The organism is Erwinia rhapontici (genome assembly GCF_020683125.1).
GTDB classification, from domain to species: Bacteria; Pseudomonadota; Gammaproteobacteria; order Enterobacterales; family Enterobacteriaceae; genus Erwinia; species Erwinia rhapontici.
Map to the genome: position 1 here is coordinate 97,920 of NZ_CP085627.1, position 13,831 is coordinate 111,750.

Below are 13,831 nucleotides of genomic sequence, written 5' to 3' on the forward strand. Positions count from 1 at the left end.
TATGCGTAAGATCCGATTCACTGAACACCAGATTATCGCCGTTCTGAAGTCCGTCGAAGCCGGACGAACCGTCAAAGATGTCTGCCGTGAGGCCGCGATATCTGAAGCCAGCTATTACAACTGGAAGGCCAAGTATGGCGGGATGGAAGCGGCCGATATTAAAAAGATCAAAGATCTGGAAGACGAGAACCGGCGGCTCAAACAGATGTTTGCCGATCTCAGTCTGGAATGCCGGGCGTTGAAAGATGTTATCGAAAAAAAGCTTTAAAACCAGCGATAAAGCGTGAACTCGTCCGCTATCTGACGGCGCATTTTGCCATGAGTTTACGCCAGGCCTGCAGGACGTTATCGCTGAGCAGGACGGTATATTTTTATCAGCCTGATACCCGGCGTGATGAACCGGTGATCCAGGCGCTGACTGAACTGGCAGAACGCTATCCGCGCTACGGTTTTAAGAAGCTTTTTCAGGTGCTTCGCAGGCACGGTAATGCCTGGAACCATAAACGCGTTCACCGGATTTACTGCCTGCTGAAACTGAATTTTCGTCGTAAGGGTAAACAACGTCTGCCGGTGCGCAACCCGACCCCGCTGGCAACACCGCAAGCGTTAAACCAGAGCTGGTCGATTGATTTTATGCACGATGCACTCGTCTGCGGCAGACGCTTTCGAACCTTCAACGTGGTGGATGATTTTAACCGTGAGGTGCTGGCGATAGAAATCGACCTGAATATTCCAGCTCAGCGTGTCGTCCGGGTACTGGACAGGATAGTAGCAAACCGCGGATATCCTCTGAAGATGCGGATGGATAACGGGCCAGAACTGGTCTCACTGGCACTGGCGCAGTGGGCGGAAGAACACGGGGTGATGCTGGACTTTATCAAACCGGGTAAGCCGACCCAGAATGCCTTTATCGAACGGTTTAACCGGACGTACCGGACAGAAATACTGGATTTTTACCTGTTCAGAACCCTGAATGAAGCACGGGAAATTACAGAGCGCTGGCTGGCTGAATATAACAGTGAGCGACCTCATGAATCCCTGAATAACCTGACGCCGGAAGAATACAGATTGATGGCCGAAAACACGGAAATCTCAAAAAGTGCGTGGAACTAAAGCTGGGATACTTACAAGTCAGCCTGCCAACATGCACTCAGGAAGCGGCGGGGGGCCGGAAAGTCGACCGTCGGCGATCTGTACTTCGATCACCGCCTCGATAAAGCCAGCCCCAATCTTCTTCAATACTGTCTGACTGGCAAGCACATACCGGAAGTCGTGCTGACCGTTCGCAAAGCCGGCGGCTCTCCGCTGGAGTATCTGCGTGTGACCTTAGAGGAGGTGATCATTACCCGGGTTGAGTCTTTCGGTTATGACACCATGCGCAGTCCGCGAGAAAAGGTCGGGTTATCATTCTCACGGGTGAAAATGGATTATGTTTTGCAAAATGCAGAGGGCGGAATGGCAGGCACGGTTTCCATGGGGTATGACATTAAAGCCAACGCCATTATTTGATTTTTGTAACCTAAGGAAGGGACTTATGCTTTATATCGACGAGGGTGGTTATATTGATGCAGAACGCATCATCCTGAAAATATTCAATAATATTGAGCGTGGAAAGATGGATGCGGTTAATGGCATCGTTGTGCATCAGACCAATGCGCCGACAGCCAGCAGTACCTTTCACAGTTATCAAACGAAAGGCGCCACCGGCGCTCACTTCCTGATTGACAGAGATGGCAGCATCTATCAGACCGCTTCGTTATTCCAGATCACCTGGCATGTGGGAAAATTACAATCCCGCTGTTTTCTGACCAAAAAATGCGAACCGACGGATTTTCAAAAAGTGGCTGAACTGGAAAAGTCATGGAGAAATTCTGACAAAGTGCATCAGATTGAAAAAGTGAAAAACTACCCTGATCGATTCCCGAGCAATGTGGATAGTATTGGGATCGAGATTGTTGGAGAAGCAAAGAAAGTCGATGGAAATCCACATCCTGTTTATGAGCCAGTCAATGATAAACAAAATAATTCTCTAAAATGGTTAATAAATGAATTAACAATCACTCTAAACGTACCGATGAATGAAATACATCGTCACCCGGATATTGGAAGAAAAAACGAAACAGAGGCCAGTACAGCAAAATGGTAAAATTTAAAAAAGTATGTATAGCCACTTTATCCTTACTATTGATATTTTCAGTCAGTGCCCAGGCAAGAGTAGTCAGTGAGCTTGTGGTTAAAGAAATTGGATTACATACTGAAGGTCGTAAGGATAAAACTGAAGAAGTAGCCTGCAAAGTATTCAGGCCAACCAAAGAACAGTTAATTCGTTATTTTAATCTCGCCAAAGAGTCAAAGGAAAGCGGGAATATTCTTCATGAGTACTACTCTCCTTGTCTGTCTACCGGGTTGATCACATTCGAGGATGGTGATTCTGGGAGTTGGATTCTGCAATCCAGTGGTTTTGGCTATGTGACGTTCAGTAATAATGAAACAACCTATTTTTTCCATAATCAAGACAACCAATGGACCGATCCTTACGCCTGCACCTATGGCTTAGGTGATGATCCAATATGTTAAATAAACCAATGATAAAGGGTCGTTCGGAAAAGATGATCGACCCCTACGAGAAATCGCAATCGCGTTGGGTTTTTAAAACCGACAGCGAGTACGATTTTGCGGGGAGGGGGCCAGCTTGAGGTAAGCCGGGCGTCACGCGCCAGGACGGCGCGTGTCGAGGCCCGCATGGATGCGTCTTTTGCCGATCCGGCGTGCTCAAACTGGCCCCGGACCTGACGCCGGATGAGCAGCCACTCCTGTTTGTGATGCAGACCTGGCCCGTGGTACACACCATCCGCCCGGGCCGATCGGAAAAGATGATCGGCCTCTACATCATTCCTGAACTCTCCAGGATGTGATCCCCGCAGCAAAAATAGATACTCAGGTTTATATAAAATGAAACATCGTTTCATTTTGTTGAGTTTACCCCACTTTGCCGTTAAGCTGCCTGTATCAGTTTTGGTATCGGGCACTGTCCGCACACTTTAGGGTCACGGCAAGCGCCTGAACATGTTTGGTCAAACTCAAGGAAATAACATGATTCTGGATAATTTCTCCCTGTCGGGAAAAGTGGCGGTGGTGACCGGATGCGATACCGGTTTAGGCCAGGGCATGGCGCTCGGCCTGGCGGAAGCGGGCTGCGATATTGTCGGCATCAATATTGTCGAACCCACAGAGACCATTGAACGCATCGCGGCAACCGGGCGTCGTTTCCTCAGCCTGACCGCCGACCTCAGTGACACCAAAGTGATCCCGGGATTGCTGGAGCGCGCAGTCGCCGAGATGGGCCACTTGGATATTCTGGTGAATAACGCCGGGATTATCCGCCGTGAAGACGCCATCGACTTCAGTGAAAAGAACTGGGATGACGTGATGAACCTGAACATCAAATCCGTGTTCTTTATGTCGCAGGCGGTGGCAAAACAGTTTATCGCGCAGGGAACAGGCGGGAAAATTATTAACATTGCGTCGATGCTCTCTTATCAGGGGGGTATCCGTGTGCCTTCTTATACTGCCTCGAAAAGCGCCGTGATGGGCGTCACCCGTCTGCTGGCGAACGAATGGGCGAAGCACCAGATCAACGTCAACGCGATTGCACCCGGCTATATGGCCACCAACAACACTCAGCAGCTGCGCGCCGATGAAGCCCGTAGCGAAGAGATCCTCGGCCGCATCCCGGCCGGGCGCTGGGGCCTGCCAGCCGACCTGATGGGGCCGGTGGTGTTCCTCGCATCTACAGCATCTGACTATATTAATGGCTACACCATCGCCGTCGACGGCGGCTGGCTGGCGCGTTAATTCCCCCCTAATTCACTGATGTGCAGCGGGCGATCCCGCTGCACCCAAGAGGACGTTAAAATGAAAATTGCACTGATGATGGAAAACAGCCAGGCGGCTAAAAACGCGATTATCCTGAAAGAGCTGAACGCGGTCGCCGGGGAGAAAGAGTACCCGGTGTATAACGTTGGCATGTCAGACGAGCAGGATCACCACCTGACCTATATTCACCTGGGGATCATGGCCAGCATTCTGCTGAACTCGAAGGCGGTGGACTTTGTGGTGGCGGGCTGTGGCACCGGCCAGGGCGCGCTGATGTCGCTGAACCTGCATCCGGGCGTGATCTGCGGTTACTGCATTGACCCGGCAGACGCCTTCCTGTTTGCCCAGATCAACAACGGCAATGCGCTGTCGCTGCCGTTTGCCAAAGGATTTGGCTGGGGTGCCGAGCTGAACGTGCGCTTTATCTTCGAAAAAGCCTTTAGCGGTGCGAAAGGTCAGGGCTATCCGGCCGATCGTAAAGAGCCTCAGGTACGCAATGCCGGCATCTTAAATCAGGTGAAAGCCGCCATCGTTAAAGAGAACTACCTGGATACACTGCGCGCTATCGATAAAGAGCTGGTAAAAACGGCGGTCTCCGGCGAGCGCTTCCAGAAATGCTTCTTCGAGAACAGCCAGAACAAAGAGATCGAAAACTTTGTGCGTGAAATTCTCGCATAACGCGCTCTCTTTCTTCAGGCAAAAAAACCGGTGCTGAATCAGCACCGGTTTTTTATTGGGCGCGATAACTTATAAAAAGTCCTGCCGCTGCGGGGTGAAGGTATCTAACAGCACGCCTTTTTCCAGGCAGATGCAGCCGTGAACAATGTCCGGCTTTTTATACAGCGTGTCGCCCGCGCCCACGTCGTGAGTTTCGTCGCCGATGGTAAAGCGGAAGCGACCGGAGAGCACATAGGTGAGCTGTTCATGCACATGGTGATGCATCGGGCCAATGGCGCCGGTCTCAAAGCTGACCTCCACCGCCATCATGCTGCCGCCATGGGCCAGAACGCGACGGCTTACGCCATCGCCCAGGTCCTGTAAGGGTCTGTCTTGCTTGTAGATAAACACGGTTTAATCCTTCCTTAATGAGTGGCGCAGGGCATCCGGGATCTCCGCCAGATAGAGCGCAGGCAGCCCTTCATGGTCGGTCGTGAACAACACATGGCGATCGTCCGGAGAAAAAGAGGGGTGCGGATGGGTCACCTGGCGGTCACCGTCCAGCACCTGCCAGGAACTGTTATGTGCAGCCAGCGGCGCATACTGACGCGTCTGCGCATCGAAAATATACAGCCACGGATCGTTTTCAATGGTGTGGCTGGCGGTATCCTTCACATCTACCGGTGTACCGGAGCCATCGCCAACCAGCAGCGTGCCGTTATCATTGCTCATCAGGTGCGAACAGGCGGGCATGGTCATCAGGCTGATGTCTTCACCCGTTTGCGGGTCGAAGCGGCGAATATGGCGGTCGTGCTGGCCCTTCAGATAGGAAACATAGATCAGCGCGGAACCGTCCGGCACCCAGAACTCATGAGTGCAGCTTTCCCCTGGCGCGTGTTCTTTCACTTTACGCACGTTGCTGCCGTCTTCATTCACCAGCCACATACGCGCATCCACCAGATCGTGCGGGCCTTCATGGCAGAACGCCACGGTGCTGTCGTCAAACGGACGATAGATCGGGTGCCCCAGCCACTCATTTTTCTCGTGGATGACGTGAGACTGGCCGCTGAGCAAGTCGATGCGCAGCAGGCGGCAGTGCGGGTTACTGTGGTAGAACGACTGGAAAATGGTCCAGTCGGAGAGCGGCGTCCAGTCCTTGCGGTCGATCTCAATCCCCACCAGGCTGGTGCACTCGCTGTTGGCGACCCAGGTGCCGTAACCGACCCAGGCATCCGGCACCTGATAGACGGTTTCCTCACTGAAGTCAGCCAGCGTAACGCGTTGCAGCAGGCGCTCATTTTTTACGTAGTAAAGGTGCTGGTCATCCGGCGAGAGGAAACCGCCGAAGGTGTTATCACCTGCGCCCTCCGTCAGCTGTATCGCCTTCTGCGACTTCAGGTCGAGCAGATAATAGTTGCGATGACCGTCGAACTCTCCGGCAAACAGCAGCTTGCTGCCGTCGCGGGTAAAGCACTTCTGATAGAAGTAGTTACGGTGGCACAGCACATCAGGTGGCGTTAAGCGCGTCACCCGGGCGCCGGTCTGCGCATCCTGAACGGTGTGGAAGTTGAATTGGATCTGAGAACCTTTTGCCATGATTCACTCCATCGGTGGCCATGAGTGTCGCCCTGTGTTGAGCGTCTTCATTTAATTGAAATGCTGTTTCATAAATATGAAAACACATTACCACCGTGGAGAAGGCTACGGGGTCAGTCGCTGCCAGAAATGCAAAGCCGATCACAAAACAGCCGCTTTTTGTTCAGAAAAGCGGGATAGATGGCGCAGGTAGTGGGACGTTTTTTTCTTTTCTCACCGGGATGCTTCGGACAAATTGTTATATTTAAGTGTCTGTATTGTAGTAAAAATAACAGCTATTTCATCATTTTTACGCGGCATCACGGTGGGCCAGGTGAGGCTGGCTGAGTCGTTTTATTGATAAGAATGTTACATGTCTCGCAAATCTGTCTGAGAAATCACCGCCCGCTGTTTTAAGTGTGAGTTAATTCACATCTATTCAGTGGGGAGATCTATATAAAACACCGTATCTATAAAAATAAAACAACGGTTCATTTTTATAAAATCTCTCTGGGCGGGGCTCACATGAACGTAGAAAAACCAATTCTCTTCAGACATCAGCTGGCATACGGCGGTGGTAATTTACTCGGTAGCGGGGCGCTGGCGATTGCCGGTATCTGGCTGCTTTACTTCTATACCACTTTTTGCGGGCTGACGCTGTTACAGGCGTCGGCGATCTTCTCTGTTGCCAGCATCATCGATGCGATCAGTAATCCGCTGATGGGCTATCTTTCGGATAACTTCGGCAAAACCCGCCTCGGCAAACGCTTTGGCCGCCGTCGCTTCTTTATCTTACTCGGCATCCCGCTGATGATGGTCTACCCGCTGCTGTGGGTGGAAGGCTTCGGGTTCTGGTACTACCTCTCAACCTACGTGCTGTTTGAGCTGATCTACACATCGGTGATGGTGCCTTATGAAACCCTCGCCACTGAGATGACCACCGATTTCTCGGCGCGCTCGAAGCTGACCGGCTACAAGGCGATTTTCGGTAAGGTGGCCAATTTCCTCGCGGCATTTATCCCTGGCCAGTTCATTCTCATTTACGGTAAAGAATCTGCCGAGCCGTTCTTCTTCACGGCGCTGACCTACGGCGTGATTTTATGCGTGGCGATGATCATGCTGTATATCTCCTCCTGGGAACGCCCGGTAGAAGAGACGACGCCGGTCGATGAGAAGAAAATGACGCTGGCGAAAACCATGCTGACGCTGGTGCGCGATATGAAGTCGACCTTCCATCTGCGCGTGTTTCGCAAGCATCTGGGTATGTACCTGTGCGGGTTCGGCGCCGAGTGGCTGTTCGCCTCGGTCTTCACCTACTTCATCATCTTCGTGTTGCAGTACGACCCGGCGATGGTGGCGGGCCTGAGCAGCCTTAACTCCCTGTTACAGCTGTTCTCCACCGCGATCTTTATCGGCATCTGCGTCAAGCACGGTTTCAGCAAACCCTACATTCTGGCGCTGGGCATCGTGGTGTTCTCCGTGGTGTGTTACAGCCTGCTGCACTTCCTGCATTTGCCGCAGCAGTACGCCACCGCCGCCATGCTGGGCATCACCGTGGTATTCGGCATTGGTACGGGTGGCGTCTACTACATTCCCTGGACGGTTTATACCTTCCTGGCGGATATCGATGAAGCCTTTACCGGCCGTCGCCGTGAAGGGATCTACGCCGGTGCCATGACCTTCTCCGGCAAGCTGATGCGTTCGGTGATTGTCTTCGCGATGGGCGCCATCCTCAGCTTCTACGGCTTCCAGTCTAAATCTCAAACGCAGCCGGAAAGTGCTATTACGGCAATTGCGCTGGTGTTCTGTGTGGGCGTGATTGCGCTGGCGCTGATGGCGATGGTCTTCAGCCATCAGATGAAGCTGAACCGCAAAACGCACCTGGTGGTGCTGGGCGAAGTCGCCAGAATAAAGTCGGGTGGGCTGATTGGGCATGTTCAGCCGGACGTGCGCTTAGTGATGGAAGAGCTGATCGGTTACCCGTATGAAGAGTGCTGGGGCAACAGCAAAGTGTGCCGCAAAATCTTCGATACCCCTGCCGTTGAACTGGTTGAGGAGCCTGCACCGAAACCGCTGGTGAACCGCACACAGCATCCGTAATACCCCGATTTAACACGCGATTTATCCACCTACCGACTGGCCGGAAAACCCGGCCAGCGGCGCCCTGCGCCTAAAGGATGAGAATGATTATGTGGGAACGTCAACTCTGTATTATCACGTTGTCCCTCGGGCTGAGCGCGCCCGTTGCGGCGGCGCTGCCGGAGCCTGGCACGCTGGTCTGGCACAGCATCACCTTCGGTCAGTCGACCGACGTTAATTTTGCCACCAACGTACTGGCAGACAAAATCGGCCGCAATGAAACTCTGCTGGCCGGGGGTAAGGCGGTGCCGGCAGAAGGCAGCCTGCTCACCACGCCCTTCACGCTGGAAAGCCGTGGCGGCAAGGTGGGCAACAGCCACGATGGTCTGACGTATTTCTATACGCGCTTACCGGCGGACGCCAATTTCCTGCTGGAAGCCGATATCACGCTGAATCAGTTCGGCCCGGAAAACGGGGCAAAACCGGCCGGGCAGGAAGGCGCGGGATTGCTGGTCCGCGATATTTTAGGCCCTGCCCGCGCGCCCGTTGTTCAGCCGGGCATCGAAGAGTTACCGGCCGCCTCGAATATGGTGATGAATACAGTGATGGCGATCGGTGACAAGCCGCCTGCGGTGGCGCTGGTGGCCCGTCAGGGCGTGCTGCAGCCCTGGGGCAATACCGGCATCGGCATTGTGCGTGAGCCCTATCAATCTCTGACCACGCCACAGCATTTTTCACTGCGTCTGAGCCGCACCGACAGCGGATTTGAGGTGGCGTATGCCCCCCAGGGCAGCAGCGCATGGAGCAGCAAAGCGGTCGCGGGTGCAGACCGTATCACCCAACTGGATAAAACGCAGTATTACGTCGGCTTCTTTGCGTCACGTAATGCCAGCATCACGGTGAATCACGCCACGCTGACGCTCAGTGAGGCACATACGCAGCCCGGTGCGCCGTATGTCGCGCCTGTGCTGCCATCGCGTATTGAAGTGATGTCATCCCCTCGCCTCACCCGGCGTGACGGCGTGTTCCAGCTGCGCACCAACGGCAACGGTCTGATCACTATAGAACGTGGTGACACCGTGCTGCTGCGCCAGAAAAGAGTGCGTGGCGGCGACGTGGTGGCGCTACCGGTGAAGGCCACATCGATGCCGCGCGATCTCAAGGTCACCTTTACACCGGATAACGGCCAGCGTCTGACGCAAACGTACCCGCTAAGCCTGGCGCAGGTCAGTCATCCGGATACGTTATACGCTTCCGCGGAGGGGGCTGCGGATAACGATGGCTCACGTGAACATCCGCTGGATGTGGCCAGTGCCGTCAATCTGCTGGCGCCGGGCGGCACGCTGTGGCTGGCAGAGAGCGAGTATCCGGCCACGGTGATCCCTGCCACGGCCAGCGGCACCGGGCAGCACCGTAAAATGCTGCGGCCGCTGGGCGACAACGTGGTGTTTAACGGTCTGACGCTCAATGCCAGCTACTGGCATATTCAGGGCATTACCGTCACGAAGAAAAGTTTCCATATTGCCGGCAGTCACAACCATATCGACCGCGTTCGTGCTCATCATGCCGATGATACCGGCATCTGGGTCGCCTCACCGGATGGCATCGGCCGCGCGCTGTGGGCCAGCCATAATCTGATCAGCAACGCTGAGTCCTGGGGTAATCAGGACCCGGGGCGGAAAAACGCTGACGGTTTTGCGGTGAAAATGCGTGTCGGTGAGGGCAACCACCTGGTGAACTGCTATTCCCACGACAATATTGATGACGGTTTTGACCTGTTCAACAAAATTGAAGACGGCCCGAACGGCAGCGTCACCATCGAAAACAGTCTGTCGGTAAATAACGGCAGCAACGGCTTCAAACTGGGAGGCGAAGGGCTGCCCGTGGCACATGTGGCGCGCAACAACATGGCACTGAACAACGGCATGGATGGCTTCAGCGATAACTTCAATCCTGGCGCGCTGATGATTGCAGGCAACCGGGCGCTGGATAACCAGCGGTTTAACTTCCTGTTCCGTCCGTCGCCTTACACCACGCCAGAGAAACAGGGCACGTTTAGCGGCAATATTTCTCTGCGTACCGTGCCGGGGAAATATGACGATGTGGTCAGCGGTAATACCGATGACACGAATGTTTTTTATCACGTGAAAACGAGTGAATTAATCAAAAGTACGATCCAAAAATAACATCAAACTCTCTGGGATACCAAAATGAAAAATAACAGACTGCTGCTCTGCGGTCTGCTGCTGGCCAGCGCCAGTAGTCAGGCCGTCACTCTCGACGTTCGCCATGAGTGGCTGGACGACAGTAAACAACACAAAGATCGGTTCATGGTGTCACACCGGTTTGATAATGGCTTTGGTTTTTCACTGGAAGCCAAATGGAAATCGGGGGGCGATAATAAGAATAAAGCCTTTACCGATCTGGTGGATAGCGGTACAGAAAGTACCGTCAGTTATCAGTACAAAGTCACGCCCGCCTGGTTCCTGCAGCCGGGGTTCACCCTGGAATCCAGTTCGGATAACAGTATTTATAAGCCATTTTTAACCACCGGATACCAGTTTGAAAACGGTATTTATTTTAACGTGCGCTACCGTTATGAATATACGCGCTCGACGAAAGAAAATACGGATGATAAGAAAACGAACCGGGGTGAACTCTGGCTGGGTTATCGTCTGGCGGACTGGCGCTTTGAATATAACTATATTTATAAGCACAGTGATCAGGTGTTATACGACAACGACAAATGGGATTATGAGCAGGATCTGAAGGTGGCGTATAACATCAATAAGCAGTGGACGCCGTATGTGCAGGTGGGTGATGTTTCTGTCAGGAAAACCGCCGATGACAGGCAGACCCGCTTGCGCATCGGGGTTCAGTATAACTTTTAAAGCTCACGGCTGATGCGTTGCGCCCGCCGGGGCCCCGGTGGGCGCAACGTCTGATTTTCAGGTCTTTCACCGTCCCTGAAAAAATAACATGCAAATTCGCTTTTTTTCGCCTCAAAATAGTATTTTTACTCATTGTCGCTATGACCTTGAACTGATAAGTTGCCACCGCGTTTGGGAACGCGAAAAACTCAGAAATCAAATGAATAACATGTTGAAAAATATAAAGGATTATATTTATGAAGGTTCTTTTTGTCGGAAGCGGTCTATCGGCCCAGCAGGCGCGTAGTGATAAATATCACGACCATATCAAAGTGTGCCTCAATAATGCCTGGCGTATCTATGAGGGAGGCGAGTTTGATTACTGGATACATCCTAATGATTTTCCGAAGGAGAATTTCCCTTCTTGCGTGAATTATCAACATGAGATTATGCATGAAGAATACTCTGCGGTTATTCATAAAGGTGCCCGTCGTTTGGGTATTCAGGCGGATACAGGCTTTGATATTGAAATAAATATTGGCTACACCTCTTTTTTCCAGGGTCTGTACTGGATAATGCTGGGTTTATCGCCAGAAAGAATTGGTTTGCTTGGGTTTGACCACGACTATAACAAAAATAAAACGGATAAATGGGTCGCGGACGACAAACCTAATATTCAGAATTTTTTTAATAATAAAAAAGAAAAAACCATAAAAGAGTGGGCGGATAATTATTTTCAGGGGTTTGAAAAAGACTTTTTCTATGGCCATGGTACGCCTGATCCAATGCGATATGGCCCGGAATATATCGAGAGAAAAATGGTCCTGGCGCAGGAGAATGCAAAAACCCTTGGGATCTCGATCGTCAACTATTCTGAGCGCGAATCGCCCTATAAAATATTTGAGCGTCATATTATTTAATATTCTTCTTTTCGTCATGCCGATTCTTGCTGCCGTCCGCCCGTTGCCGCAAGAATCGGATAAGTACTAATCTTTTGTCAGTATCCGGCTGATTTCATTTCCATATCCCCTTACAGTCACGACGCCATCCAGCAGTTCCACCACCGCGTAAGGGACGTCTTCCGCGCCGTCGAGCATCCCTTTCATAATAATAAAATCGGTATTGTCGCGCCGCACATAGCCACCGCGATGGTCATGCCCGGTAAAGCAGGCACGTACCTGATAGCGGCACAGCAAATCAGCCAGTTCACCGCCATTCCACAGGATATGACCCGTATGCGGGGCCAGCGGATAGTGACCAAACACCACCACGGTTTCTCCCAACTGCTGGGCCTGTTGCAGCTGCGTTTCAATCCATGCCAGTTGAGCACTGCTCACCGCGCCGTTCCACAGCTCGGCCTGCGGTTGCTGACGGGCCACCAGGTCGGCCAGTATCGCTTTCGCCTGCTGACGGTCATCACCGTTGCCCTGATTGCAATACAGGCTGATGTCATTACCGTCGAACACGATAAAGCGGTAGCCCGCAAGGCGGAACTGATAATAGCTTTTCGGTAAGCCCGCTGGCGGCGTATGCGCCGATGTCAGGCGGTCAGAAATCACCTGCGCATCATGGTTGCCAATCACAATCGCATGCGGATGATGCAGTGTTTCATACAGCGGCAGTAGCGCCTGATAGCTTGACCAGTGGCGATCCACCAGGTCACCCAGCGTGACGACAAAATCGAGCGGCTTGCGGTTAAAGGTGGCAATCGCCTTAGGCAGCTTGTGCAGTGCATGGCGATAATAGAGATTTTTCGACACATCTGCCTCCACATCAGCGTACTGCGGGTCGGCAATCAGGCCAAAGCGCAGCGTGCCGTCGGCGGGATGAGTGGAGCGCATCACCGGTGGCTGATACAGCATGGCCGCAGCGCCCAGCGCCTGACGTTGCAGAGAAGAAAGCGGGTGCGGTGTGGTTTCAAAAGACATATATCGCTCCGTTAGCGGATGCCGGCACGCATAAACGACTGAACAAACTGACGCTGGAAAATCAGGAACAGCACCAGCAACGGCAATGACGTCATCAGCGTTGCGGCCCCGACCAGCGCCCACTGTACCCCTTGTTCCGGGGCGGAAAACAGCTGCAAACCGACGGTAATGGGCCGCACGTTGACCGAGTCGGTGATCACCAGCGGCCAGAGGAAATCGTTCCAGTGGAAGCTGATCGACACCAGCGCAAACGCGATATACACCGGTTTGGCCAGCGGCACATAAATACGGCGCAGAATGGTCCAGCGGCTGGCACCTTCAACGATCGCCGCTTCTTCCAGCACCAGAGGAATACTTTTAAACGTCTGACGCAGCAGGAAAATAGCAAAGGCCGAAGCAAGATAGGGCAGTGCAATGCCCCACAGTGTGTCGCGCAGCCCCAGCGCGCCCACGGTTTTGTAATTGTTGAGGATCAGCACGTCGGGGCTGATCATCAGCTGTAGCAGGATCAGGGCAAACAGCAGACCGGAGAACTTGAGGCGAAAACGGACCAGCGCATAGGCAGCCATTGTCGCCAGCACCAGCTGGCAGATCACAATCATCAGCACCAGCAGCGTAGTGTTGAGGAAATAGCGGGCGAACGGTGCGGCGTGCCAGGCATCGATAAAGTTCTGCAATGTCAGCGGGGAGAACAGCACAAAGGTGCCCTGATCCGATGCAGGATGAATGGCAACCCAAACGGCCACCAGAATCGGTAGAAACCACAGCAGGGCGGCCAGCCAGATCGCCAGATTCAGGCACAGACGGCCCAGCGAAAACGACCGTGCGGGAAGCGTCATGGTCAGG

At 53.0% G+C, this 13,831-nt stretch carries 15 protein-coding genes; 11 read left to right on the forward strand and 4 right to left on the reverse strand.

The genetic code is table 11. The annotated features are described in order from the left end of the window. The first annotated feature begins 1 nt into the window (after window position 1). The 7 genes from LJN55_RS00405 (at window position 2) to LJN55_RS00435 (ending at window position 4,554) form a co-directional block, all read left to right on the forward strand. Window positions 2-1,113, forward strand: a protein-coding gene (locus LJN55_RS00405; RefSeq protein ID WP_150099640.1) for an IS3 family transposase whose coding sequence is annotated in 2 segments (ribosomal slippage) — window positions 2-263 and window positions 263-1,113 — 1,113 coding nt in all. Because the reading frame shifts where the segments join, the coding sequence is not laid out codon by codon here. A gap of 78 nt (window positions 1,114-1,191) precedes the next feature. Continuing rightward, window positions 1,192-1,509, forward strand: coding sequence for an Hcp family type VI secretion system effector (locus LJN55_RS00410; RefSeq protein ID WP_227536435.1), 318 nt, complete (start codon window positions 1,192-1,194; stop codon window positions 1,507-1,509). Window positions 1,510-1,534: 25 nt separating this feature from the next. Further along, window positions 1,535-2,146: a peptidoglycan recognition protein family protein gene (locus LJN55_RS00415; protein ID WP_227535445.1), complete on the forward strand. Its 612-nt coding sequence runs from the start codon at window positions 1,535-1,537 to the stop codon at window positions 2,144-2,146. Continuing rightward, a complete protein-coding gene (locus LJN55_RS00420; protein ID WP_227535446.1) occupies window positions 2,140-2,577 on the forward strand; it encodes a hypothetical protein in 438 nt (145 codons plus the stop codon). The genes LJN55_RS00415 and LJN55_RS00420 overlap by 7 nt, the downstream gene beginning before the upstream one ends. 191 nt (window positions 2,578-2,768) lie before the next feature. Beyond that, entirely contained in the window at window positions 2,769-2,915 is a 147-nt protein-coding gene (locus tag LJN55_RS00425; protein WP_171149447.1) for a hypothetical protein, read from the forward strand. Window positions 2,916-3,093: 178 nt separating this feature from the next. Beyond that, window positions 3,094-3,855, forward strand: a complete 762-nt coding sequence (gene kduD / locus LJN55_RS00430) for a 2-dehydro-3-deoxy-D-gluconate 5-dehydrogenase KduD (protein ID WP_159338338.1) — start codon at window positions 3,094-3,096, stop codon at window positions 3,853-3,855. Window positions 3,856-3,915: 60 nt separating this feature from the next. After that, window positions 3,916-4,554, forward strand: coding sequence for an RpiB/LacA/LacB family sugar-phosphate isomerase (locus LJN55_RS00435; protein WP_133844663.1), 639 nt, complete (start codon window positions 3,916-3,918; stop codon window positions 4,552-4,554). Between the two features lie 69 nt (window positions 4,555-4,623). On the opposite strand, the gene LJN55_RS00440 is transcribed toward LJN55_RS00435, so the two are convergent. Next, window positions 4,624-4,944 (reverse strand): cupin domain-containing protein, encoded by a 321-nt coding sequence (locus LJN55_RS00440; RefSeq protein WP_227535447.1) that lies wholly within the window; start codon window positions 4,942-4,944, stop codon window positions 4,624-4,626. Between the two features lie 3 nt (window positions 4,945-4,947). Further along, the gene (locus tag LJN55_RS00445) at window positions 4,948-6,129 is read right to left on the reverse strand and encodes an oligogalacturonate lyase family protein (protein WP_227535448.1); all 1,182 of its coding nucleotides are present in this window, start codon (window positions 6,127-6,129) and stop codon (window positions 4,948-4,950) included. 504 nt (window positions 6,130-6,633) lie between these two features. Here LJN55_RS00445 and LJN55_RS00450 point away from each other — a divergent pair. The 4 genes from LJN55_RS00450 (at window position 6,634) to LJN55_RS00465 (ending at window position 11,977) form a co-directional block, all read left to right on the forward strand. Next, window positions 6,634-8,208 carry an MFS transporter gene (locus tag LJN55_RS00450; protein ID WP_133844657.1) on the forward strand — a complete coding sequence of 525 codons (1,575 nt, stop codon included), beginning with the start codon at window positions 6,634-6,636 and terminating at the stop codon, window positions 8,206-8,208. Window positions 8,209-8,297: 89 nt separating this feature from the next. Beyond that, the gene (locus LJN55_RS00455) at window positions 8,298-10,373 is read left to right on the forward strand and encodes a right-handed parallel beta-helix repeat-containing protein (protein ID WP_227535449.1); all 2,076 of its coding nucleotides are present in this window, start codon (window positions 8,298-8,300) and stop codon (window positions 10,371-10,373) included. Window positions 10,374-10,397: 24 nt separating this feature from the next. Beyond that, window positions 10,398-11,078 carry an oligogalacturonate-specific porin KdgM family protein gene (locus tag LJN55_RS00460; RefSeq protein WP_133844653.1) on the forward strand — a complete coding sequence of 227 codons (681 nt, stop codon included), beginning with the start codon at window positions 10,398-10,400 and terminating at the stop codon, window positions 11,076-11,078. Between the two features lie 236 nt (window positions 11,079-11,314). Beyond that, on the forward strand, window positions 11,315-11,977 hold the full coding sequence (locus LJN55_RS00465) for a hypothetical protein (protein ID WP_227535450.1): 663 nt from the start codon (window positions 11,315-11,317) through the stop codon (window positions 11,975-11,977). Window positions 11,978-12,043: 66 nt separating this feature from the next. Here LJN55_RS00465 and LJN55_RS00470 read toward each other — a convergent pair whose 3' ends face one another. Together LJN55_RS00470 and LJN55_RS00475 are read right to left on the reverse strand one after the other, a co-directional pair. After that, window positions 12,044-12,985: a metallophosphoesterase gene (locus tag LJN55_RS00470; protein WP_227535451.1), complete on the reverse strand. Its 942-nt coding sequence runs from the start codon at window positions 12,983-12,985 to the stop codon at window positions 12,044-12,046. A gap of 11 nt (window positions 12,986-12,996) precedes the next feature. Continuing rightward, complete coding sequence (locus LJN55_RS00475; RefSeq protein WP_374760147.1) at window positions 12,997-13,824, reverse strand: carbohydrate ABC transporter permease; 828 nt, start codon at window positions 13,822-13,824, stop codon at window positions 12,997-12,999. Window positions 13,825-13,831 lie beyond the last annotated feature (7 nt).

What these genes read in the sequence shown, in the direction of transcription:
- LJN55_RS00415 (WP_227535445.1), top strand. Translation starts at nt 1,535, where the DNA reads ATGCTTTATATCGACGAGGGTGGTTATATTGATGCAGAACGCATCATC.
- LJN55_RS00420 (WP_227535446.1), top strand. Translation starts at nt 2,140, where the DNA reads ATGGTAAAATTTAAAAAAGTATGTATAGCCACTTTATCCTTACTATTG.
- kduD (WP_159338338.1), top strand. Translation starts at nt 3,094, where the DNA reads ATGATTCTGGATAATTTCTCCCTGTCGGGAAAAGTGGCGGTGGTGACC.
- LJN55_RS00435 (WP_133844663.1), top strand. Translation starts at nt 3,916, where the DNA reads ATGAAAATTGCACTGATGATGGAAAACAGCCAGGCGGCTAAAAACGCG.
- LJN55_RS00445 (WP_227535448.1), bottom strand. Translation starts at nt 6,129, where the DNA reads ATGGCAAAAGGTTCTCAGATCCAATTCAACTTCCACACCGTTCAGGAT.
- LJN55_RS00450 (WP_133844657.1), top strand. Translation starts at nt 6,634, where the DNA reads ATGAACGTAGAAAAACCAATTCTCTTCAGACATCAGCTGGCATACGGC.
- LJN55_RS00455 (WP_227535449.1), top strand. Translation starts at nt 8,298, where the DNA reads ATGTGGGAACGTCAACTCTGTATTATCACGTTGTCCCTCGGGCTGAGC.
- LJN55_RS00460 (WP_133844653.1), top strand. Translation starts at nt 10,398, where the DNA reads ATGAAAAATAACAGACTGCTGCTCTGCGGTCTGCTGCTGGCCAGCGCC.
- LJN55_RS00465 (WP_227535450.1), top strand. Translation starts at nt 11,315, where the DNA reads ATGAAGGTTCTTTTTGTCGGAAGCGGTCTATCGGCCCAGCAGGCGCGT.
- LJN55_RS00470 (WP_227535451.1), bottom strand. Translation starts at nt 12,985, where the DNA reads ATGTCTTTTGAAACCACACCGCACCCGCTTTCTTCTCTGCAACGTCAG.
- LJN55_RS00475 (WP_374760147.1), bottom strand. Translation starts at nt 13,824, where the DNA reads ATGACGCTTCCCGCACGGTCGTTTTCGCTGGGCCGTCTGTGCCTGAAT.